This window comes from Gemmatimonas sp. (assembly GCF_044376735.1).
Taxonomy (GTDB): domain Bacteria; phylum Gemmatimonadota; class Gemmatimonadetes; order Gemmatimonadales; family Gemmatimonadaceae; genus Gemmatimonas.
Map to the genome: position 1 here is coordinate 1 of NZ_JBILKJ010000021.1, position 20,372 is coordinate 20,372.

Genomic DNA, 20,372 nt, shown 5'->3' on the forward strand with positions numbered 1-20,372 from the left:
TGTTCGGCCAGCTGCTGCAACAGCCGCGCTGCCGCCCGCTGCATCTCATCGGTTCGTCGATCGGCAGCTGGCGCATGGCCTGTCTCGCGCAACAGGATCCCGTAGCCGCGCTCGCCCGCGGACACGAGGCGTACATCTACCGCCAGCGCTACACGCCGAAGCCTGAGGCGCGCGAAGTGAGCGAGGTCCTCACGGGCGCCCTCGACTATCTGCTCGGTGACGTCGGCGTCCACGAGATCCTCGCGCACCCCACGTTTCGCGTGCACGTGATCACCGCCGAGTCGCGCGGCATGGCGTCGAGCAGCCGCCGACCCGTGCTGGCCACCGCCATGACGCTGGCCGCAACCGCCAACCTCGTGACGCGACGGTCGCTCGGCTGGCAGCTGCGCCGCACGATCTTTCACTCGGCCGGCGACGACTCGCCGTTTCTGCAGCTGCGTGATCTGCCCACGGTCCATCGCTCGCTCACGCCTGAGAATCTGCGCGCGGCGCTCCTCGCCTCCGGATCGATTCCCCTGCTCATGGAGGGGGTGCGCATTCCCGGTGCGCCCGGCGTGCACTGGGATGGGGGGGTGACCGACTATCACCTCGATCTCGACTACGGCGTGGGGCCCGGACTTGTCCTTTATGCGCACTTCTACGACCACATCGTGCCCGGGTGGTTCGACAAATCGCTGCCCTGGCGCCGCGCCGGTGCGGCGAACTTTTCGCGCACGCTACTCATCGCTCCATCACCGGCGTTCGTGGCCTCCTTGCCTGGCGGACGCATTCCCGATCGACGCGATTTCTTCGACTTCACCGAAGCGCAGCGCATGACGCGCTGGCAGACGATTCTCGACGCCAGCGCGGCCCTCGGCGAGGAGCTGCACGAGCTCATCGAGACAGGCCGCCTGATCGAGGCGGTCACCCCGTGGACATGAGCCTCTCCACCCTCGAGCGTTACCTCGCCTTTCGTCGATCGCTGGGGCCGCGTCCAACGCTCGAGCACCGCGTGGTACGCGCCCGCGGGCTGGAGTTCGCCGTCTATCTCACACCGCCTGTTGCTGGTGCACTGCCGCTCGTGTGCATCAACGGCGGTCTGTTGTTCGATCACACGCTGCTCTGGCCGGCGCTCGCCGCCCTCGCCTCGCATCGGCAGCTCGTCTTCTTCGACCAGCGCGGCCGCGGCCGCAGTGCGTCGCCGCCGGGCATTCACGCGTCGCGCATCGAGTTCGACGCGGGCGATGTCCCAGCGCTCCGCACCGCGCTCGGCATCCCGCGGTGGGATGTCCTCGGTCACTCGTGGGGTGGTGGCATCGCCATGCTGGCTACGGCGCAGGATCTCGAGGCCACGCGGAAACTGGTGCTGGTGAACGCCGTGGGCGTCACCAGTGCGTGGCTCGCGCCGCTCCATCACGCCGGCGTGGCCCGGTTGTCGAGCGACGCGCAGGCCCGGCTGGCGGCGTTCGACACGGCCGCCCTGGCCCTCCCCCATCTGGACGTCCACGCGAGCTACACGCAGGCCTTCTTTCCGGCGTGGTTCGCCGACCAGCGGTTTGCGGCCAGCGTCGCACCGCCGCAGGGCCGCAGCGCGCTCGGCGCGGTCGTCGCGGCGCGGCTGCGCCGTGACGGCTATGACTGGCGCGACACGCTGCGTGACCTGCCCACGCCAGCGCTCGTCGTGCATGGAGTGGCGGACGTGCTGCCGCTCGCGGAAGCAACGCGGACGGCAGCGCATCTAGGCCGCGCGCGCCTGCTACCGATCGCGGAGGCAGGGCACAATCCCTTCTGGGAAGCCCCCGACGCGTTCTTTGCTGCGGTGCATGCCTTCCTCGCGGAGGGATCACCAGACTCCTGACGCGACGCGATGAAGACCGCGGAAACGCTGCTCGCCTGCTGTGTGGTCGGATTGGCCTGCTTTATTGGCGGGCAGAGCGTCGGCGTGCACACCGCCGCCGCCCGGAGCGAGGCCGGCGGCGCCATCGAGGCGCGTGATCCGCTCACCAGCCGAGACCCGCGGATCGCCGTCGACCGCGGGACGATCGCGTCGCGCGCGATTCGACACGGCGAAGAGGTACTGGTCGCGGCGGACCCGCGTGTGCGCCCCGAACGCCCGTCGATTTCCGCCAACGAGATGCGTCGTCGCCTCGCGCCCGGCATCACTGGCACGTACATGAACGCGTTGCTGCGCTCCCGCGATTCGGCACTCACGCGCTGGCCCGACCGGACCACGAGGCCGTTGCGTGTCTTCATGCGCGACGGCGACGACGTCGCGGGATGGACCGCGGACTATCTCCCGGTGGTGCGCGATGCGTTCGACACCTGGGTGCAGGCCGGCATTCCGGTGCGCTTCACGTTCGTGGTCGATTCCGCGAGTGCCGACGTGCACGTGCACTTCACCAGTGCCTTCGCCAACGGCATCAGCGGCAAGACGATCTGGAGCCGCGACGCCACATTCTGGCTGGTGTCGAGCACCATTCAACTCGCGGTGTCGCATCCTGGCGGCGGCTTCGTCACCCCGTCAGAGATGCGCGCGATTGCGTTGCATGAAGTCGGTCATTTGCTCGGCCTCGATCACGCCGAATCGGCCGATGACATCATGTCGGCTCGCGTGCGCGTGCGGGAACTCAGCGAGGCCGACCGCTCCACCGTGCGCCTGCTCTACACGGTGCCCGCCGGCAGCATGAAATAGCCGGCGGTTCATCCGGCACCGGCGGTGCCATGGACGGCGCGAAGGATCGGTCATGGCCGCGACGGCACCACACGCGCGTTGCGTTCGGCGGCCCGGATCGTGGAAACAGTGCGTGTTCGCTTGACGGGCGCGGCAGTCGGTCTTAAATGCTCATGGTGGGCGGTTACGCCCACCTCTGGTTCTTCGCCCTATGGCCGGCCACCTCTGGTGTTACTGCTCGCCGCACTCGTGATTGCTGCTGCCGACATGACGGCCACCAGCGGGCTCCCCGAGCGGGAGCCGGCGGCGGTCGGCATGTCGTCGGCGCGCCTGTCCACGATCGATCGGGTGGTCCAGCGCGGGGTCGATGCGGGCGGGTATCCTGGTGCCGCCGTGGTGGTTGGCCGGAAGGGCTACTCGGTCTGGTCCCGCGGCTTCGGCTCGCTCGATTGGACGGGGCGCATGCCGGTCACGTCCCGCGAGAGCATCTACGATCTGGCGTCGCTCACGAAGGTGGTGGCAACCACGACCGCCATCATGGTGCTGTATGACGCGGGCCGGGTGGACCTCGACGCCCCGGTGTCGCGGTACCTCCCCGACTTCTCCGGCGGACTGCGCGATCAGGTGACGGTGCGTCATCTGCTCACGCACCGGGCCGGTCTCCCGGCCGGCCGTGAACTCTGGCGGATCGCGAAGACCCCGATCGAAGCGCGGGCAGCCGTGCTGGCCGCGCCGATCCAGTGCACCCCCGGCAGCTGCTACGAGTATTCCGATCTTGGCGCCGACCTGCTGGGCTTTGTGGCAGAGGCCGCCAGCGGCCAGTCGCTCGATGCGTTCCTCGCGCGGAGCGTGTTCGCCAAGCTGGGCATGACGGACACGCATTTCCGACCCGAGGCGATGTCGTCGGTGCGGATCGCCCCGACCGAAATCGCCCCCCCTCGTGGCTACCCGCTGCGTGGCGAGGTCCACGACGAGAACGCCTACGCGCTTGGGGGCGTGGCCGGGCATGCGGGGCTGTTCAGCACGGCCGAGGACCTGTCGGTGTTCGCCCAGATGCTGCTCAACGGCGGCGTGTACAACGGCGTGCGGGTGGTGTCCGATTCGGCGGTGGCGCTGTTCACCAAGCGGGCGGCTGGCCATCGCGCCCTCGGATGGGACACCTGCGACGGTGGGGCGGGCTGCGGCCAGTATATGTCGGAGCGCGCCTTCGGCCACACCGGCTTCACGGGGACCTCGCTCTGGATCGATCCCGACCGGCAGATGTTCGTCATCCTGCTGACCAATCGGGTGCATGCCGCCCGCGCCCGTCGCCCCAGCACGGTCATTGCCGACGTGCGCAATGATCTGGCCGACGCCGCCGTGCTGGCCGTGATGGACGATCCGAGCGGCGTCATGGCGATGCCGGTGAGCTTCCGCGCCGACCGCGCGCAGGATTGGAACCGCCCCTTGCGATCCAGCCGTTCCCGCAGCGCCGCGGCCCGTCGTCGGGGAGCGACCCAACGGGCAGCCGCCCAGCGGGCGGCAACCCGGCGCGCCGCTGCCAAGAAGTCCACCGCCAAGACCTCCAAGGCCAAGTCGCCCTCCGCCAAGGCGTCCGCCGCCAAGACGAAAGCCGTGGCCAAGAAGACGTCGGTGGTGAAGAAGAAGTCGGCGGCCAAGACGAAGTCCACGGCCAAGAAGTCGTCGGTGGCCCAGAAGAAGTCCACCGGCAAAAAGCGCGCGAAGACACCGCGCTAGGCGAACGGGGACTGGACTGATCGGTTATTGTTCCAGCATGGATGAACGCCTAGACCCGATGCCTGACACCGAGCCGGCCAGCACGGAGCCCTCCGATGCGCCGCCGCCGGATACGACCGACGGTGCGATCTCTGCCGATCAGGCGCGTCTGGTGCTTCGACGCGTCAAGGACCCTGAGCTCAATCTCAACATTGTCGATCTCGGCCTGATCTACGAGGTGCACGTGAGCGGGGCGAATGTGCAGATCGACATGAGCCTCACGTCGCCCGGATGCCCGTCCGGCCCGGAAATCATGGGCGAGGCCGAGCAGCAACTGCGCACGATCCCCGGCATCGGTGACGTCACGATGAACCTGGTGTGGTCGCCGCCCTGGACCCCGGAGCGCATCGAGCCTCGGGTCCGGGCCTACATGGGCTTCTAGCGAGCGAGTCGTCCGACTGAAGCCCGCCGCCGCTTGTTAGGGGCGGGCGCTCACGGGGGCGCGGCTCTCGGCGCGGGCCTTGCGCAACAAGACGAGAGCAATCGGCGCCAGCATCGAGGCGCCCGTCCAGAGCGCGAAATCGGCCAGATTCGCCACGATCGTGGTGTCTCCCGACACGCGAACGGCCAGAAAGTCGGCCACGCCCTCCGGGCCGAAGATCATGCTGAGCAAGTTGCCAACGGCTCCGCCCGCGACCAGCGCCAGCGCGTACGTGGCGCGACGGTCCACCAACGCCATCCCTTGCACGACGGACGCGATCAGACCGACCGCCAGTGCCGTGACCAGCACGTTGAGCTCCCACGTGTAGGGCCCAATATCGACGCCGCCAGCACTGGCCGTATTGAACACGACGAACAGCGAGAACCGATCGCTGAGCGACACAAGACCATGGGATCCCAGTGACCGCACGGCGATGTCCTTGGACAGCAGATCGACGGCGGCCACCACCGTGGTAAGGGCGACGAAACGCATACGGACACTGGCGAACAGGCCTTGGACGCGCGAAGCGCGAAGCATATCGAGTCGCATGCGGTGGTGCGGAGGGAGGGGATCGAACAGGCCGAGGAAGCTCATCCATATCCGTTGCACTCTCCGTGCCGCGGCCGCAGCGCATGCTGCCGTCCATGCTCGAGCGGTACCGCAGAGCTCGTCAAAAAGTGCAAAACATTCCCAACCATGCATTTAGCGCGTTTGATACGCGTCGGGCGGTGCCTTGAGCTGCGCGGCCGGTCGGCGGAATCGCTGCCGAAGGTGACGAAAATCCGTGCGCTCACGAGACGGTCGTGGCGGCCGCGCCACACTGTCGCGCCACGGCCCCCGCTAGGCTACTCGGCCTTGTACGGCGAGTCGGAGGGGGTGGCAAACGGCGCGAGCGCCTTCACGAAGCCCGGGCCGAGCACCTCGGCCTGCCAGTTCCGGAGCTCCGGGAGCTCCTTCAGGTCATCCACGTGGCGCGGTCGACGACGCGCCACCGCTTCCATCCGATCACGCGAGCAGAGGACGCCCGGATCGAGATCGAGGTCGGTCGCGACGACGTCGCGCACGGCCTTGAGCCGCGCGACGCGATCGTCGAAGTCGGCCTCCCGGTCCCAACGCGCAGCCTTCGGAAAGCGAGGCAGGTCGGCGTCGGCCACATCGTTGCCGCGGGCAATCGCCTGGAGCGCGTCCTGCGCCCGGGCGTCGTTCATGCCGCGCGGGAACCCTTTCACGGCGAACAGCGCGTCGCGAGACGCCGGCGCCAGTCGTGCGAGATCGAGCAGCGTTTCGTTACCGGCCACGCGAAAGGTGGCCCGATCGAGCTCGGCGGCGATCGCGTCCCGCCACCGCACCAGCTCGCGAAGGCGCGCAAGCTCCCGACGCGTGAGATCGCGCGCGCCCTTCATCCGAAGAAACCCCTGCTCGGCCTGATCAGGATCCCAGCGCGTGGTTTCCGCGCGAACGAATTCTTCTTGCGCCCAATGCCAGCGCCCCTTCGACACCAGCTGCTGATGGAGCTTGTCACGCAGGCCAAGCAGGTGTCGTGTGTCTTGCGCGGCATAATCGAGCATGTCCGCGGTGAGCGGACGCATGCTCCAGTCGGCGCGCTGATGCTTCTTGTCGAGCTTGAGGCCGAAGTACTGTTCCAGCAACGCCGCGAGCCCGAAGGCGCGAATGCCCAGCAGCTGCGCCGCCACTCGCGTGTCAAACAGATTCCGCACCTGCCAACCATAGTCCTGATGCAGCAGACGCAGATCGTAATCGGCGTCGTGCAGCACGATCTCGACCTGCGGATCTTCGATCAGCGCCCCGAGGCGCGACGGCTTGCCGATCGGCAGCGGATCGATGACGGCTTCATGGCGATCCGTCGACAGCTGCAGCAAGTAGATGCGGTCGACGAACCGGTGAAAACTCGCGCCCTCCGTGTCGAGCGCGATGGCGCGGACTGGCGAGAGATTCGCGAGGAACTGATCGACGGTGTCGACCGTATCGAGATACAGCGGTGCGGATGCGGACATGGCTGTGCGAAAGGTATATCGGTCGGCTTCACGGAGGGGGAAATTCGTCGAATGAATGCGCCCGGCCCCGGCGACACCGCGTTGGCACGGCTTCCGCAGTAGTTTCGTGTCTATGCCCCCCGCCGATCAGGATCTCCTCCCCACGCCGCTGCCCCCCGAGCGACGAGGCTGGCGTACTGCGGATCTCGCCCGGGCCGCCGTCGTGGCGCTCGCCGTCTGGTTCGGGCTCCAGCTGCTCTGGTCCGTGAGCTCGCTCGTGTTCCTGGTGTTCCTGGCGACGCTCTTCGGACTGGCGGTGGGCCGTGGCGTGGACTTCCTCGAACGATTCCGGGTCCGCCGCGGCATCGCGTCGGCACTGATCGTGCTGGGCACACTCGGCACCATCGGGGGGGCCCTGGCGTTGACGGCACCGACGTTGATCGAGCAGGGCAAGCAGCTGCAGACCGAGTTCCCCGAAGCGATTCACAAGCTGCAGACCTGGATCGACTCGAAGCGCACCGGGCTGATTGGCACGCTGATCAAGTCAGCGGCGTCGTCGCCGGCGAGCGCGCGATTGACGCCGACGCCCAGTCCCGTGGTCGCCCCGGTAGCGGGGGGATTGCCCACCACCGGCCCGCGCAAACCGTCCGTCGCGCAGGTCGCCCGTCAGGTGTCCGATTCGATCGCCGCGTCGCCGAGCGAGGCGATCAAGCGGCGGATCACCGAGGGGTTGGGCGGCGCCTCCCGCCATCTGTTTTCTTTCGTGTCTAACACGCTGACCGCGGCGGCGTCCTTTGTCCTGCTCGTGTTCCTCGCGATTTATATCGGCGCCGAGCCCGAGGTGTATCGCGGATGGCTCCTCTCGGTGGTCCCGGCCACGTCTCGGGCGCAGGTCCGTCTGGTGCTGGCTGAAATCGCGACCGTGCTGCGCAAATGGCTCGTGACGCAGATGATCGCCATGGTGGTGATCGGCGTGGTCAGCATGATCGCGCTGCTGCTTCTGGGGGTGAAGGCGCCGTTCGCGCTCGCGTTCATCGCCGGCCTGTTCGAGTTCATTCCCTCCGTCGGACCGGTGCTGAGTGCGGTGCCGGCGATCCTGATGGCGTTCGTGGACTCGCCGGAGAAGGCGCTGGCCGTACTGGTCGCGTACTGGGGCATTCAGTTCCTCGAGAACAACCTGCTCATTCCGTATCTCATGCGCGGCGAGATGGATCTGCCACCGGCGATCACGCTGATCGCCCAGTCGCTGATGACCCTCGTGTTCGGCTTCATCGGGCTCGTGGTCGCGGTGCCGCTCACCGCGGCCGTGCTGGTGCCGCTGCGCATGATGGCCGAGCGGGAGAACGCCCGGGAGCAGGCGATGGCGCGACACGGCATGGGGCAGGATGTGGCGCGTGCCGACATCGATCCGGACACCGTCATGGATGTGGCGGACCGTGGTCCAACGCCGGGATCGACATGATCGCCCAGCTCCCGGGATACCAGGTCGGCTTCGACGACAGCGGCGACGGGCTGCCGGTCGTGTTCCTGCACGGGTTTCCGCACGACCGGACCTTGTGGACGGCGCAGCGCACGTCGCTGGCGCCGCACGTGCGCTGCATCGTGCCCGACCTGCGGGGCTTCGGCCATTCGAGCACGCATGGGCCGTTCTCGATGGATCAGTATGCTGACGATGTCGTGGCGCTGCTCGACTGGCTCGGCATCGAGGCGGCCGTCGTGTGCGGGCTCTCGATGGGCGGCTACGTGGCGATGGCCATGTGGCGTCGACACCCCGATCGCATTCGCGCCCTGATTTTCTCGGACACCAAGGCCGGTGCCGACGAGGAGGACACCCGCGCCCGCCGGGACGCGTTGATCGCGCTCGTGAAGCGCGACGGCGCGCGGGCGATTGCCGACGCCCAGCTGCAGGGGATGCTGGGAAAGGAGACCCGGGCGCGGCGCCCCGACGTGGTGAACGCCGTGCGGGTCATGATGGCCCGGCAGTCGGTCGCAGGGATCACCGGGGCCCTGCAGGCGCTTCGCGATCGCCCGGACTCACGGGAAACGCTCGGCACGATTACCGTTCCCACACTCGTGGTGGTGGGGGAAGAGGACGTGCTGACGCCGATCAACGAAGCGCGCGCGATCGCCGAAGCCCTTCCCGCTGCGGCGCGCGTCCGCATGGAGATCATTGCGGGGGCGGGGCACCTGCCGTGCGTTGAGCGCTCTGCGGCCACGACGCATGCCGTGTCCGACTTCCTCGCGTCACTCGCCGATTCGGTCTGACCGACTCATCGACGGCGCTTTTCATCCTGCTCTTTTCCTCCGTCGATGACTGCTCCCATTTCCGAAGCCGAACGTACACCCGCTGCCCGCATCGGGCAGGTGCTGTTCAAGAACCGCGGCTGGCTGCCCGTGCCGTTCCTGGCGGTGCCGCTGCTGGTGCCCGGTGTGCAGTCCCCGCAGACGTGGACGGCCGGACTGTTGCTGGTGTTGCTGGGCGAGTTGGTACGCACCGCGGGTGTGGCGGCCGCCGGAACCGTGACCCGTCGTCGCTCGCGCGAGGTGGAGCGGCTGGTGACGTACGGGGCGTTCGCGTGGTGCCGCAACCCGCTGTACGTGGGCAACTTCCTGGCGTGGATCGGCTTCACGGTCGTGTCGGGCGTGAACTGGTTCATTCCCGTGGCGATCGTGATTTTCGCGATCGAGTACACGCTGATCGTGCGCTACGAAGAAGGTGTGCTGGAATCGATCTTCGGGCAGGAGTATCTGGAGTACAAGGCTCGCACACCGCGCTGGTTTGGTCGTCCACCCAGTGGCAGCACAAAAGGCCGGCACGACTGGGCCGAGGCCATCTGGAGCGAGCGCTCGACCTTGATGCAGTACGTGGTGTTGTGCGGCCTGTTCTGGCTCAAGAACCGCGGCTGGACGCTCTAGGTCGTTCGGGCACAATGGAAAGCGGGCCGCGACACGATGTCGCGGCCCGCTTCGCATCCGGCATTGACGCGTCTCAGCGCGTGGGGCGTCCCGGCGGCGTCGGTCCGACGAAGACGTCCTTGTTCTTGCCAATGAAGCTCTTGAGCTGCACCGGCACGTCTTCCTCGGGGAAGATCGCGGTCACGGGGCACTCCGGCTCGCACGCGCCGCAGTCGATGCACTCATCGGGGTGGATGTAGAGCTGGTCTTCCCCCTCGTAGATGCAATCCACGGGGCAGACGTCCACACACGACTTGTCCTTGACGGAAATGCAGGCTTCAGTAATGACGTAGGGCATGAGCGAAGTCTCGGGTCCGACGCGACCAGGAATGGCGGCGAATGAAAGGGGAAGATACTCGGCGGCGCACGCACGACAAGCGGACCGGCGTCGGGAACTTATCCGCGCCAGGGCGGCAGTTCACCGCGCTTGAGATCGGGATTCTCGCGATACAGGGTGAACGTGCGACCGATCACCTGAATCACTTCGGCGCGCGCGCGTTCGGCGGCATCCCGGGCAGCCTCCTTGGCCGTCAGGTCGCCGGCCTTGGCCACCTGCAGCTTCACCAATTCATGCGTGCGCAGCACGTCATTGAGGCTGGCGAGCAGCGCCGGGGTCAGCCCGGCGTGGCCGATGTGCACCTGCACACTCAGGTGGTGTGCTTCCGCGCGCAACGCCGCACGGTCCTTGCCCTTCATGCTCATGACTCCCTCGGGCGCCTGCGCGCCGACGTCATGGACGCAGGGCATCGAGCGCAAAGAACGAAAACGGGTTGATGGCGGGACCGTCCCACCATGCGCGCCCCGCCGCCCGCTTCATCACCTGAAAATGGAGATGCGGCGTGTCCGGTGGTGCGTTGCCCGTTGTCCCAACGTAGCCGATCACCGATCCCTTGGCGACTCGGTCGCCCACCGCGAGCCCTTTCCGATAACGCGCGAGGTGGGCGTAGTAGTACACGAAGCGCTCAGTGGGATCGGACCCGTAGATCACGATGCCACCCACCGGCCCGGAGAAGAGGCGGCCGATGACGAGATCGTCGGCGGCCACGACCGCGGTGTAACGAGGGGCAAGAATGTCGAGGGCCCCGTGAATACGCGCACCGCGCTTGGCGGTGAAATCGTCCCGGAGCGCCTGCCGCGGGATTCCCTCGACGGGGACCATGAGCTGGCGCTCCCAGAGCGCGTCGAGGTCGTCGGTACTCACCCGCGCGTCGAGCGGCCCCACATGCGCTGGCGTGGGGCCGATTGGCCGCGGTGCGGCGGTCGGGGGCAACACCGCGTCGGAGGCGGGTACCGTGACGGGCGGGACCCGGCGCGAGGTCGAACAGGCCGCCACCACCCAGAGCAGCGCCATCGCCGTCGCTGAGCGGACCGGCGCGCGCCGCGCCCTCACCCCTTGACCACTTCCGGACGAAAGAATGGCTCGAGGTAGCGCAGCAGGTCGTCCACCGACCGCACCGTCAGCTTCAGCTCGTCGAGTTCCTGCGCCCGCGGCAGACGAGCGCCGGCCCGATCGGCAATGACCAGGACCGCATCCTCGAGATCCAGATCGACGAGACCGTGCTCGCGCCGCAGATCGTCGCTGGGGTTGACGATGTAATGCGGTTCGACGGCGCCGTGACGCTCGGCCAGATAGGCGTACACATGCGCCAACAGCAGCTCAGGGTAACGTCCGCGGAACGCATCACGGAAGCGCGACAGTCCGTCGCGCTCGATCGACGCCCGATTGATGCGCTGCGCGCGAATCAGAGCGATCAGTCCGATGACCAGCACCACCACGGCTACGATGACAGTCAGGCGCAAGACGCGGGGTGGCTCCGTTGGGTACTGCGGGTGAGGTCGACCGCGGATGATCCGGGAAACAAAACATCGTACACGGCGGCGCGCCGCGGCGCGATACCCATTCGGAAGATGACGGATTTCTTGACGCACCGCCATCGGCCGGTGGCGCTGGGCAATTCGTCAACAGATTCGTTGACGTAATGGCCAAATCCGAGTTATACTATCCCTGATGCAGGATGTGATCGGAGCACTGGGGGGATTTCGGGGGGTTCGGGCCGAGTTACTGGTTGCGCTGAAGAAAGCGCAGCCGCTCACGGCGCATGAGCTTGGGCTGCAGTTCGGCCTCACCGCCAACGGGCTCCGTCGCTACCTCAAGGCCCTCGAAGAGGATGGGTTGGTGCGTTACGATCGCGCGGTACACGGCGTGGGTGCGCCGGTGTTCGCGTATTCGTTGACGCCGGCCGGCGAGGCCCTCTTCCCCCGCAGCTACGTGTCGGTGCTGGCCACGGCGCTGGATGCGCTGCGGGCCGAACAGGGCACGGCGGCCGTGGCGGGGGTACTGGAGTCCGAATGGAACCGGCTGGCCGACGAGGCCGGTCCGGTGCTGGCGGCCTTGCCGCTCGACGAGCGTATGCCGCTGGTGGCCGAGCTGTTGACGGCCAAAGGCTACATGGCGGAGGCGGTGCCGGTACACGGCGCCGATGGGGCACCGGGAGAGACCACGCTGCGCATTCACAATTGCGCGGTGCGGGAGATCGCCGAACGCTTCCCGGAAGCGTGCGCGGCGGAGGCGAAGTTCGTGGAGCGGCTGCTGGGCGTTCCATTGGTGCGCGGCGCGCATCGGATGGACGGCTGTGGCCGATGTGAATATGGCGTGGCAAGCCACCTTTTGGCTGAGAAACAGGAGCAGGCATGAGTTCGACCATCGAGTCCCTGGTCAATCGCGAGTACCAGTACGGCTTCACGACGGATTTCGAGGCGGAGACGCTCCCGCCCGGCCTGTCCGAGGAGACGGTGCGTTTCATTTCGGCGAAGAAGGGCGAGCCCCAGTGGCTGCTCGACTGGCGCCTGAAGGCGTTCCGTCGCTGGCTCACGATGACCGAGCCGCATTGGGGCAACGTGCAGTATCCGCCCATCGACTATCAGGCGGCGAGCTACTACTCCGCGCCGAAGTCGGTGAAGCCCCTGGCGTCGCTCGACGAGGTGGACCCGCAGCTGCTCGAGATGTACAACAAACTCGGCATCTCGCTGAGCGAACAGAAGCGCATGAACGGGGTCGCGGTCGATGCCGTCATCGATTCGGTGTCGGTCGGCACGACATACAAGGAAGAGCTGAGCAAGTACGGCATCATCTTCATGTCGTTCGGCGAGGCGGTCCGCGAACACCCGGAGCTGGTGCAGCAGTACCTCGGCACCGTCGTACCCTACAGCGACAACTTCTTCGCGGCGCTGAACAGCGCCGTGTTCTCCGACGGTTCGTTCTGCTACATCCCGAAGGGCGTGCGGTGCCCGATGGACCTGAGCACGTACTTCCGCATCAACGCGGCGGAGACGGGGCAGTTCGAGCGGACGCTGATCATCGCCGATGAAGGCTCGTACGTGAGCTATCTGGAAGGGTGCACAGCGCCCAAGCGCGATACCAATCAGCTGCACGCGGCGATCGTGGAAATCATCGCGCTCGACGGCGCGACGGTGAAGTACAGCACGGTGCAGAACTGGTACGCCGGCGATGAGAACGGCCTCGGGGGCATCTACAACTTCGTCACCAAGCGCGCGAAGGCGATGACCAACGCGAAGGTGTCGTGGACGCAGGTGGAAACGGGCTCAGCGATCACCTGGAAGTATCCGAGCGTGATCCTGCAGGGCGACAACAGCGTCGGCGAGTTCTACTCGGTGGCGGTGGCGAGCAAGATGCAGCAGGCCGACACGGGGACCAAGATGATCCACATCGGCCGCAACACGCGGTCCACCATCGTGTCGAAGGGCATTTCGGCGATGAAGGGGCAGAACAGCTACCGCGGCAAGGTGCAGATCCTGCCGAAGGCCGAGGGGGCACGCAACTACACGCAGTGCGACTCGATGCTGGTGGGTAATGCCTGCGGCGCGCACACGTTCCCGTACGTCGAAGTGGGGAACAACAGCGCCATTCTCGAGCACGAGGCCAGCACGAGCAAGATCGGCGAAGACCAGATCTTCTACCTCAAGGCGCGCGGGCTCGACGCTGAACAGGCGGTCTCCATGATCGTGAGCGGTTTCTGCAAGGAAGTGTTCAAGGAGCTGCCGATGGAGTTCGCGCTCGAAGCGCAGCAACTGCTCGGTATCACGCTCGAAGGTTCCGTCGGGTAACCGGCGCTCTCCCTACTCCGTACCCCTTACTTCGCACTTATATGCTGCAGATCACCGATCTCCACGCCGCCATCGACGGCAAGCCGATTCTCAAGGGCATCACGCTCACCGTGAACGCCGGCGAAGTGCATGCCGTCATGGGACCCAACGGCTCGGGCAAGAGCACACTGGCCCAGGTGCTGGCCGGCCATCCGTCGTATGAAGTCACCGGCGGCTCCGTGACCTACAACGGCATAGACCTGCTGGAGTTGGCGCCGGAAGTACGCGCGCAGCACGGCGTGTTCCTGGCCTTCCAGTATCCCATCGAGATCCCGGGCGTGACCAACGCGTATTTCCTGCGTGCCGCCTACAACGAAATCCGCAAGTCGAAGGGGCTCGAGGAAGTCGATCCCATGGAGTTCCTCGACGTCGTCGAGGAGAAGCTCAAGCTGGTGGACATGGACGTGAGCATGATGAGCCGCTCGGTGAACGTGGGCTTCTCGGGCGGTGAGAAGAAGCGCAACGAGATCCTGCAGATGGCCGTGCTGCAGCCGATGCTGTCGATCCTGGACGAAACCGACTCCGGCCTCGATATCGACGCCCTGCGCATCGTCGCGAACGGGGTGAACGCCCTCAAGCGCCCGGACAACGCCGCGATCGTGGTCACGCACTACCAGCGCCTGCTCAACTACATCGTGCCCGACTACGTGCACGTGCTCGCCGGTGGCCGCATCGTGAAGTCGGGCGACAAGTCGCTCGCGCTGGAGCTCGAAGCCCGCGGATACGACTGGGTGTTGGAGGCGGCGTGAGCACCACGGTGAGCCCCGCGGTGAGTGTCCAGGAGCAGGCCAGCGCCTTCGCCGCGTCGGCGGCCGACCGCGCCCCTGCCCCACTCACGACGCTGCGTGCCGCCGGCGCCGAGGCGTTCGCGCGCCTCGGCTTCCCGACCACGCGCAGCGAGGACTGGAAGTACACGAGTGTATCGGCGATTGCGAGCACGCCGTTCGTGGCCGCGCACGACCGTCCGGTGGGTACGCTCGATGCCGCCGCGCTCGAGCCCTACACGTTCGATGGCGCATGGCCGTTGGTGGTGTTCCTGAACGGACGCTATGCCCCGGCGTTGTCGTCGCTGAGCGCGCTGCCGGAGGGCGTGCGGGTGATGACGCTGGCCACCGCGGCGGACCAGGAGCCGGAGTTGGTGGCACGTCACCTTGGCGTGGCGGCACCGGCCGATCGTGATGGCTTCACTGCACTCAACGCGGCGTTCGCCGGCGAAGGCGTGCTGATTCACATGGCGAAGGACATGGTGATCGACGCGCCGGTGCACATCCTGCACGTGACCGACGGCAATGGCGCCGGAGTGATGAGCCATCCGCGGCATGTCCTGATCGCCGAGCGCCACACCAAGGCGTCGGTGATCGAGAGCTATGTGGCGCTGGCCGACGTGTCGTACTTCACCAACGCCGTGGTTGAGGTGTCGGTGAGCGACGGCGCCACGCTGCAGCTGCTGCGTATCCAACGGGAATCGCCCACCGCGTTTCATGTGGGCACCGTTGAGGCCCGGCAGGGGCGCGACAGCCACTTCATGGCCTTCACCTTCCAGACCGGCGCCGCGCTCTCGCGCAGCAACGTGTTCACGGTGCTGGCCGGCGAAGGGTGCGGCACCACGCTCAACGGCCTGTACATGCTGGGGGGCGAGCAGCACGGTGATCACCAGACGCGCGTGGAGCACGTGGCCCCGCATTGCTTCAGCCGCGAGGCATACAAGGGGCTGCTCGATGACGCCTCGCACGGCGTGTTCAACGGCAAGGTGTACGTGCACCCCGAAGCACAGAAGACCGACGGCAAGCAGACCAACAACACGCTGCTGCTGTCGAGGGACGCGCAGATCGACACCAAACCGCAGCTGGAGATCTTCGCGGACGACGTGAAGTGCACCCATGGCGCCACGGTGGGCCGCATCGACGAGACGTCGCTGTTCTACCTGAAGAGCCGCGGCGTGGGACCGCTGCTGGCGCGCCAGTTGCTCATGTATGCCTTCGCGGCCGACGTGCTGGAAACGATCGAGAACGAGGCCGTGAAGGAAGCGCTGGAGCAGTTGACGATGGTGCGGTTTACGGGTGAGACCAGTCACTGAGTATCATGTCGGATCTTCAAGAGCTTTATCAGTCGGTCATTCTCGACCACAACCGCAAGCCGCGGAACTTCGGTGCGCTCGATGGCGCCAACCGGGCAGCGGACGGCAAGAATCCGCTGTGCGGCGATGAAGTCCATGTCGCGTTGCATGTGGACGGTGACGTGATCACCGATGTGAAATTCACCGGTCATGGCTGCGCGATCTCCAAGGCGTCGGCGTCGCTGATGACGTCGGCGGTGAAGGGGAAAACGCGCGAAGAGGCGGAAGCGCTGTTTGGGCGCTTTCATGCCTTGGTGCTTGGGCAGGACGCCGCTGGCGGCAAGGATCTGGGGCAGCTGGTCGTCTTCTCTGGCGTCTCACGGTTTCCGGTGCGCGTCAAGTGCGCGTCGTTAGCGTGGCATACGCTCAAGGCCGCGCTCGACGACGGTCCGACCGACGCCGTGCCGTCGGTGAGCACGGAAGCGTGAGCGTCGACGCCGGCTTCGTGCGGGCGGCGGCCCTCCGCGACATCGAGGCGGGATTTCCGCTGGGTGTCGTGATGACCGACGGGCGGCGGGTGTGTCTGGTGCGCGAGGGAGACGCCGTGCACGCGGTGGACGATCGCTGTCCGCATCGCGACTTCGCGATCTCCGGCGGCGATGTGGTGGAGCCGTGCGTGCTCGAGTGTCCGTGGCACGGCGCGCGGTTCGATGTCCGTACCGGCGCCGTGATTTCCGGTCCTTCTACCGATGATCTGGGCACGTATCCCGTCCGGATCGCCGATGGGGATGTCTTTGTCGGGCCGCGCCATACGTAGTGAGTGGTGCGTCGCCGACTGTACGCCCGTTCGTCTTCGAGAGGTTCTATGTCGATCGCGTCTCTGGCGCCCCGCGCTGATTTTCCGTTGCTCGCCGCCAACCCGGCGCTGCACTACCTCGACTCGGCCGCCACGTCGCAGAAGCCGGCGGCGGTGCTCGATGCGCTGCGCCACTTCTACGAGACGGCCAACGCCAACCCACACCGCGGTGCGTATGCGCTATCGGCGCTGGCCACCGATGCCTATCGCGATGCCCGCGCCACCATCGCGCGATTCGTGGGCGTGGCCGACGCCGATTGCCTGATCTTCACGCGCGGCACCACCGAGTCGATGAACCTCGTGGCGTCGAGCTGGGGCGGCGCGCACGTGGGACCCGGCGACGAGATCGTGGTGTCGGCCCTCGAGCACCACGCCAACTTCGTGCCGTGGCAGCAACTCGCGCTGCGCACCGGTGCCACGCTCCGTATCGTGGAGCTCACGCCCACGCAGACGATCGACCTCGACATGCTGCGTGACGTGGTCGGCGCGCGCACCAAGATCGTGGCCATCACCCACGTGTCGAACGCCGTGGGCTCCATCACGCCGCTGCACGACGTGGTGCGTATCGTGCGCGCGCGCTCGGCCGCCGTGATCGTGGTGGACGGCGCGCAGGCCGTGCCGCATCTGGCCGTCAACTTCGATTCACTCAACGTCGACTTCTACGCGTTCAGCGGCCATAAGCTGCTGGGCCCGATGGGCATCGGCGTCCTGGTGGGGCGCCGCACGCTCCTGGAGGCCATGCCACCGTACCAGTTCGGCGGCGACATGATCGAGTGGGTGCGCGACACCGACAGTACGTGGAACGTGCTTCCGCACAAGTTCGAGGCCGGCACCCCCAACGCGGCCGACGCCGTGGCCCTGGCGGCCGCGGTGCGCTATCTGGACGGCCTGGGCATGGCCCAGGTACGGGCGCATGAGATCGCGCTCCTGGAGGCCGCTGAGGCCAGCGTACGGGCCTTGCCGGGGGTGACCGTGTACGGACCGCCCCCGGCTGAGCGGAGTGGCGTGCTGAGCTTTTCGCTGGCCGACGTGCATCCGCACGACCTGGCCACGATTCTGGATCAGCACGGGGTGTGTATTCGGGCAGGACATCATTGCGGGCAGCCACTCATGCGGCGCTTGGGTGTGAGCGCGACGGCGCGGGCCAGCTTCTACGTGTACAGCGATGGCCGCGACGTGGACGCGCTGGTCGGCGCCCTCACGGCGGCCCAGCAGCTGTTCGCGACGGTCGATTGAGCAGCGTCGCGCCGTTCACGGCGAGCATCGCGGCGATGTATCAGGACGCCCTGCTGGCCCACCATCGCGCGCCGCACAACCGGCGGGTGATCGAGGCGCCCACGACGAGCGGCGCGCGCAAGAATCCGGTGTGCGGCGACGAGATCACCGTCATGGTGTCGCTCGACGCCGACACGGTGCGCGACGTCGCCTTCACGGGGCGCAGCTGCTCGATCGCGACGGCGTCGGCCTCGATGATGACCGATGCCGTGGCGGGGCGCACAGTAGGGGCGTCGCTGGCCGTTGCGGATGCCGTGGATCGCATGCTGCACGCGTCGGGGGCGGACGCGGAGTTGGGGCTCCCGCCGGCGCTGACGCCATTGCTGGGGGTCGCCCCATTCCCGGGGCGCCACGGCTGTGCGATGCTGCCCTGGCAAGCGTTGCGCGAGGCGCTCGCGGCCAAACGGTAGCGCGGCGGCGCGCGAACGTCCGGGAATGGTTGACTCGGCCGGAGCACGGCGTTCCATTCCGCCTATGTACGCACTCGCCATCATCCGCTACCGCCGCCCGTTCGACGAGATCGCTCCGTACGTTGACGAGCATCGGGCCTATCTCAAGGAACTCAAGGCGCAGGGGCTGTTGCTCGCGTCGGGGCCGTTCGATCCGCGTACCGGCGGCGGACTGCTCCTGCGCATCCCCGACGGCGAGGAGATGGGGGCGGCGCTGGACCGCATTCGCGACGGTGATCCGTTTACGAAGCGCTCGTTGGCGCAGTACGAGCTGTTGCCGTGGAACCCCGTGATCGGCACGGAAGGGCTCGACACGCTGTAGTCGGCGGGGAGTGCTCGGTGTGCTTGCGGACCGTTCGTAATTGGCGGACGGTCTGGCGGTTCGCGCGAAGGGCGCGAAGGGCCGCGAAGGCACGCGAAGAACAGCGGTGTATCCAAGCGGGATCGTCGACGACGACGTTTCTCTCAATTTTTTGTTTTGCTGTTCTTCGCGAGCTTCGCGCGAACCGCTTGACGTTCCGCTGGCTACGCCCTCGCCGTCAGCACGACCGCACGACTAGCGCCCTGCGCAGACGCCCAGCACCGCGAGGGCGTTCCCGACCGGCCGCTCGCCGGTCGGATCAGACGGCTTGTTGCGCACCCGCAACGCACCGGTGGCGTGGTCGCGCACGATCATGGCCGACGAGCCGCCACCATCGAGATTGATCGCGCGCTGGGCGCCGAGCGACTGCAGCAGTTCCGCCGTTTGCCGCAGCGTCATCCCCATGCTGTAGCCCGGCTGTCGTCCGTCGATCACGGCCAGCAGCAGCCGCTGTGAAGTGCCGACTCGCGCGATGCCGGCCGCGGTGCGCGGATTGAGCCCTTGGAAGCCGGCATTGCCCTCGCGATCCACATCGGCGCCCACCACGCTGTCGATCAGCAGCACACCGCGCCCGCCCACCGTTTCGCGCGGCCAGTAGGGGGTGAGGCGCCGCTGCACGGTGACGGTGTCACCGGCCATCACCCGCGTGCGCTGAGCCGGTGGCACGATCAGCAGCAGCGTGTCGCCGAACACCAGCGTGTCAGCCGGCCGCGCCGCGCGTACGACGTACCGGCCGGCGCTCGTATCCTGCTGCACGGCCACGAGTGGCTCGAGCCGCACCGCACGGGTGCGCACCAGCGTATCGAGCGGCACGCCCCAGTGGGCGTCGACCAGTCCGGCGCGGTTCGGGGCCGGTCGATTCCAGTTCAGCAGTGCGACCGTTCCACGCGGTGACGAGACCGCGCCGCTCACGCGTACGGAATCGATGAACAGGCCGCGTTGCGCGTCATATCCGAGCAGTACGTTCGGGCCGGGGCCAGCGAGCACGGTGCCGCGTTCGATGTGCGCGTTGGTGGGTACGCCGGGCGGCGCGAACAGGAAGAAGTCGGCGTTGACCGCTGCGATGGGGCGCGATGCCGCCGGCAGCCGCGACAACAGCACGCTCGTCGTGTTGCGTCCCACGGCCGTGGCCTCCCCCTTCACCGCCTGCACACTGGCGCACGCCGACATGTTCACGTCGAGCACCCAGGCCCGCCACGGGGCCTTCACGTTCACCAACCGATGCAATCGCACCGCGCTGGAGAGCACCTCGGTGTCGATGGTGTCGGCCACCGTGGGCGCGACCGCAAACGGACAGCGAGGGGAACGGCCCGGCGCGAGGGTGCGGCAGGCCGACAATACCGGCAGCGCGGCCAGCAGCGGCCACACGAGAGATCGAAGTCGCATGGCCGAAATATGCGTGTCGACCCATCACT

Annotated in this window: 24 protein-coding genes; 17 read left to right on the forward strand and 7 right to left on the reverse strand. The window is 67.2% G+C overall.

What is annotated here, in order from left to right:
* The 5 genes from ACIRA7_RS05305 to ACIRA7_RS05325 form a co-directional block, all read left to right on the forward strand.
* Positions 1 to 920, forward strand: a 920-nt coding sequence (locus ACIRA7_RS05305; protein ID WP_396219790.1) for a patatin-like phospholipase family protein, incomplete at its 5' end; no start/stop codon positions are given.
* Positions 917 to 1,837, forward strand: a complete 921-nt coding sequence (locus tag ACIRA7_RS05310; protein ID WP_396219791.1) for an alpha/beta fold hydrolase — start codon at positions 917 to 919, stop codon at positions 1,835 to 1,837. The genes ACIRA7_RS05305 and ACIRA7_RS05310, both read left to right, overlap by 4 nt.
* A 9-nt stretch (positions 1,838 to 1,846) precedes the next feature.
* Positions 1,847 to 2,671 carry a matrixin family metalloprotease gene (locus ACIRA7_RS05315; RefSeq protein WP_396219792.1) on the forward strand — a complete coding sequence of 275 codons (825 nt, stop codon included), beginning with the start codon at positions 1,847 to 1,849 and terminating at the stop codon, positions 2,669 to 2,671.
* Between the two features lie 207 nt (positions 2,672 to 2,878).
* Complete coding sequence (locus ACIRA7_RS05320) at positions 2,879 to 4,387, forward strand: serine hydrolase domain-containing protein (protein ID WP_396219793.1); 1,509 nt, start codon at positions 2,879 to 2,881, stop codon at positions 4,385 to 4,387.
* Between the two features lie 37 nt (positions 4,388 to 4,424).
* Positions 4,425 to 4,808, forward strand: a complete 384-nt coding sequence (locus tag ACIRA7_RS05325; RefSeq protein WP_396219794.1) for a metal-sulfur cluster assembly factor — start codon at positions 4,425 to 4,427, stop codon at positions 4,806 to 4,808.
* Positions 4,809 to 4,844: 36 nt separating this feature from the next.
* Here the strand turns inward: ACIRA7_RS05325 and ACIRA7_RS05330 are convergent, their stop codons facing one another.
* Both ACIRA7_RS05330 and ACIRA7_RS05335 read right to left on the reverse strand, forming a co-directional pair.
* Positions 4,845 to 5,441, reverse strand: coding sequence for a signal peptidase II (locus ACIRA7_RS05330; protein WP_396219795.1), 597 nt, complete (start codon positions 5,439 to 5,441; stop codon positions 4,845 to 4,847).
* A 251-nt stretch (positions 5,442 to 5,692) separates the two neighbouring features.
* Entirely contained in the window at positions 5,693 to 6,862 is a 1,170-nt protein-coding gene (locus ACIRA7_RS05335; protein ID WP_396219796.1) for a ribonuclease D, read from the reverse strand.
* Positions 6,863 to 6,974: 112 nt separating this feature from the next.
* Between ACIRA7_RS05335 and ACIRA7_RS05340 the strand changes: the two genes are divergently transcribed.
* Genes ACIRA7_RS05340 through ACIRA7_RS05350 form a run of 3 tightly spaced genes read left to right on the forward strand, consistent with a single transcriptional unit; the run spans position 6,975 to position 9,757 of the window.
* On the forward strand, positions 6,975 to 8,303 hold the full coding sequence (locus ACIRA7_RS05340) for an AI-2E family transporter (RefSeq protein ID WP_396219797.1): 1,329 nt from the start codon (positions 6,975 to 6,977) through the stop codon (positions 8,301 to 8,303).
* Positions 8,300 to 9,106 (forward strand): alpha/beta fold hydrolase, encoded by an 807-nt coding sequence (locus ACIRA7_RS05345; RefSeq protein WP_396219798.1) that lies wholly within the window; start codon positions 8,300 to 8,302, stop codon positions 9,104 to 9,106. The genes ACIRA7_RS05340 and ACIRA7_RS05345 overlap by 4 nt, the downstream gene beginning before the upstream one ends.
* Positions 9,107 to 9,151: 45 nt before the next feature.
* A complete protein-coding gene (locus ACIRA7_RS05350; RefSeq protein WP_396219799.1) occupies positions 9,152 to 9,757 on the forward strand; it encodes a methyltransferase family protein in 606 nt (201 codons plus the stop codon).
* A 73-nt stretch (positions 9,758 to 9,830) separates the two neighbouring features.
* Here ACIRA7_RS05350 and ACIRA7_RS05355 read toward each other — a convergent pair whose 3' ends face one another.
* The 4 genes from ACIRA7_RS05355 to ACIRA7_RS05370 all read right to left on the reverse strand — a co-directional run bounded on the left by ACIRA7_RS05355 (position 9,831) and on the right by ACIRA7_RS05370 (position 11,596).
* Positions 9,831 to 10,094 (reverse strand): indolepyruvate ferredoxin oxidoreductase subunit alpha, encoded by a 264-nt coding sequence (locus ACIRA7_RS05355; protein ID WP_396219800.1) that lies wholly within the window; start codon positions 10,092 to 10,094, stop codon positions 9,831 to 9,833.
* A gap of 98 nt (positions 10,095 to 10,192) precedes the next feature.
* Positions 10,193 to 10,543 carry a YhbY family RNA-binding protein gene (locus ACIRA7_RS05360; protein WP_396219801.1) on the reverse strand — a complete coding sequence of 117 codons (351 nt, stop codon included), beginning with the start codon at positions 10,541 to 10,543 and terminating at the stop codon, positions 10,193 to 10,195.
* Complete coding sequence (locus ACIRA7_RS05365; protein ID WP_396219802.1) at positions 10,527 to 11,147, reverse strand: M23 family metallopeptidase; 621 nt, start codon at positions 11,145 to 11,147, stop codon at positions 10,527 to 10,529. Before ACIRA7_RS05365 ends, ACIRA7_RS05360 begins: the two co-directional genes overlap by 17 nt.
* Before the next feature lie 35 nt (positions 11,148 to 11,182).
* Positions 11,183 to 11,596, reverse strand: a complete 414-nt coding sequence (locus ACIRA7_RS05370; protein ID WP_396219803.1) for a hypothetical protein — start codon at positions 11,594 to 11,596, stop codon at positions 11,183 to 11,185.
* A gap of 208 nt (positions 11,597 to 11,804) precedes the next feature.
* Here ACIRA7_RS05370 and ACIRA7_RS05375 point away from each other — a divergent pair, with 208 nt between their 5' ends.
* The 9 genes from ACIRA7_RS05375 to ACIRA7_RS05415 all read left to right on the forward strand — a co-directional run bounded on the left by ACIRA7_RS05375 (position 11,805) and on the right by ACIRA7_RS05415 (position 18,918).
* Positions 11,805 to 12,491 carry a helix-turn-helix transcriptional regulator gene (locus ACIRA7_RS05375; RefSeq protein ID WP_396219804.1) on the forward strand — a complete coding sequence of 229 codons (687 nt, stop codon included), beginning with the start codon at positions 11,805 to 11,807 and terminating at the stop codon, positions 12,489 to 12,491.
* Positions 12,488 to 13,921 carry a Fe-S cluster assembly protein SufB gene (sufB, locus tag ACIRA7_RS05380; protein WP_396219805.1) on the forward strand — a complete coding sequence of 478 codons (1,434 nt, stop codon included), beginning with the start codon at positions 12,488 to 12,490 and terminating at the stop codon, positions 13,919 to 13,921. Before ACIRA7_RS05375 ends, sufB begins: the two co-directional genes overlap by 4 nt.
* A 41-nt stretch (positions 13,922 to 13,962) precedes the next feature.
* A complete protein-coding gene (gene sufC, locus ACIRA7_RS05385; RefSeq protein WP_396219806.1) occupies positions 13,963 to 14,709 on the forward strand; it encodes a Fe-S cluster assembly ATPase SufC in 747 nt (248 codons plus the stop codon).
* Entirely contained in the window at positions 14,706 to 16,037 is a 1,332-nt protein-coding gene (gene sufD / locus ACIRA7_RS05390; protein WP_396219807.1) for a Fe-S cluster assembly protein SufD, read from the forward strand. Before sufC ends, sufD begins: the two co-directional genes overlap by 4 nt.
* 5 nt (positions 16,038 to 16,042) lie before the next feature.
* Complete coding sequence (gene sufU, locus ACIRA7_RS05395) at positions 16,043 to 16,504, forward strand: Fe-S cluster assembly sulfur transfer protein SufU (RefSeq protein ID WP_396219808.1); 462 nt, start codon at positions 16,043 to 16,045, stop codon at positions 16,502 to 16,504.
* Entirely contained in the window at positions 16,501 to 16,833 is a 333-nt protein-coding gene (locus tag ACIRA7_RS05400) for a Rieske (2Fe-2S) protein (protein ID WP_396219809.1), read from the forward strand. The genes sufU (ACIRA7_RS05395) and ACIRA7_RS05400 overlap by 4 nt, the downstream gene beginning before the upstream one ends.
* 48 nt (positions 16,834 to 16,881) lie before the next feature.
* Positions 16,882 to 18,108 carry an aminotransferase class V-fold PLP-dependent enzyme gene (locus ACIRA7_RS05405; RefSeq protein WP_396219810.1) on the forward strand — a complete coding sequence of 409 codons (1,227 nt, stop codon included), beginning with the start codon at positions 16,882 to 16,884 and terminating at the stop codon, positions 18,106 to 18,108.
* Entirely contained in the window at positions 18,105 to 18,557 is a 453-nt protein-coding gene (gene sufU, locus ACIRA7_RS05410) for a Fe-S cluster assembly sulfur transfer protein SufU (protein WP_396219811.1), read from the forward strand. Before ACIRA7_RS05405 ends, sufU (ACIRA7_RS05410) begins: the two co-directional genes overlap by 4 nt.
* A gap of 64 nt (positions 18,558 to 18,621) precedes the next feature.
* On the forward strand, positions 18,622 to 18,918 hold the full coding sequence (locus ACIRA7_RS05415) for a YciI family protein (protein ID WP_396219812.1): 297 nt from the start codon (positions 18,622 to 18,624) through the stop codon (positions 18,916 to 18,918).
* Between the two features lie 234 nt (positions 18,919 to 19,152).
* Here ACIRA7_RS05415 and ACIRA7_RS05420 read toward each other — a convergent pair whose 3' ends face one another.
* Positions 19,153 to 20,343, reverse strand: a complete 1,191-nt coding sequence (locus ACIRA7_RS05420) for a phosphodiester glycosidase family protein (RefSeq protein ID WP_396219813.1) — start codon at positions 20,341 to 20,343, stop codon at positions 19,153 to 19,155.
* Positions 20,344 to 20,372 lie beyond the last annotated feature (29 nt).

Bases quoted from the DNA above. Each gene is read 5' to 3' on its own strand.
- ACIRA7_RS05340 (WP_396219797.1), top strand. From the start codon at position 6,975: ATGCCCCCCGCCGATCAGGATCTCCTCCCCACGCCGCTGCCCCCCGAG.
- ACIRA7_RS05350 (WP_396219799.1), top strand. From the start codon at position 9,152: ATGACTGCTCCCATTTCCGAAGCCGAACGTACACCCGCTGCCCGCATC.
- ACIRA7_RS05365 (WP_396219802.1), bottom strand. From the start codon at position 11,147: ATGGCGCTGCTCTGGGTGGTGGCGGCCTGTTCGACCTCGCGCCGGGTC.
- ACIRA7_RS05330 (WP_396219795.1), bottom strand. From the start codon at position 5,441: ATGAGCTTCCTCGGCCTGTTCGATCCCCTCCCTCCGCACCACCGCATG.
- ACIRA7_RS05310 (WP_396219791.1), top strand. From the start codon at position 917: ATGAGCCTCTCCACCCTCGAGCGTTACCTCGCCTTTCGTCGATCGCTG.
- ACIRA7_RS05360 (WP_396219801.1), bottom strand. From the start codon at position 10,543: ATGCCCTGCGTCCATGACGTCGGCGCGCAGGCGCCCGAGGGAGTCATG.
- ACIRA7_RS05375 (WP_396219804.1), top strand. From the start codon at position 11,805: ATGCAGGATGTGATCGGAGCACTGGGGGGATTTCGGGGGGTTCGGGCC.
- ACIRA7_RS05315 (WP_396219792.1), top strand. From the start codon at position 1,847: ATGAAGACCGCGGAAACGCTGCTCGCCTGCTGTGTGGTCGGATTGGCC.
- sufU (WP_396219808.1), top strand. From the start codon at position 16,043: ATGTCGGATCTTCAAGAGCTTTATCAGTCGGTCATTCTCGACCACAAC.
- ACIRA7_RS05335 (WP_396219796.1), bottom strand. From the start codon at position 6,862: ATGTCCGCATCCGCACCGCTGTATCTCGATACGGTCGACACCGTCGAT.
- sufC (WP_396219806.1), top strand. From the start codon at position 13,963: ATGCTGCAGATCACCGATCTCCACGCCGCCATCGACGGCAAGCCGATT.
- ACIRA7_RS05405 (WP_396219810.1), top strand. From the start codon at position 16,882: ATGTCGATCGCGTCTCTGGCGCCCCGCGCTGATTTTCCGTTGCTCGCC.
- ACIRA7_RS05345 (WP_396219798.1), top strand. From the start codon at position 8,300: ATGATCGCCCAGCTCCCGGGATACCAGGTCGGCTTCGACGACAGCGGC.
- sufB (WP_396219805.1), top strand. From the start codon at position 12,488: ATGAGTTCGACCATCGAGTCCCTGGTCAATCGCGAGTACCAGTACGGC.
- ACIRA7_RS05420 (WP_396219813.1), bottom strand. From the start codon at position 20,343: ATGCGACTTCGATCTCTCGTGTGGCCGCTGCTGGCCGCGCTGCCGGTA.
- ACIRA7_RS05355 (WP_396219800.1), bottom strand. From the start codon at position 10,094: ATGCCCTACGTCATTACTGAAGCCTGCATTTCCGTCAAGGACAAGTCG.
- ACIRA7_RS05415 (WP_396219812.1), top strand. From the start codon at position 18,622: ATGTACGCACTCGCCATCATCCGCTACCGCCGCCCGTTCGACGAGATC.
- ACIRA7_RS05325 (WP_396219794.1), top strand. From the start codon at position 4,425: ATGGATGAACGCCTAGACCCGATGCCTGACACCGAGCCGGCCAGCACG.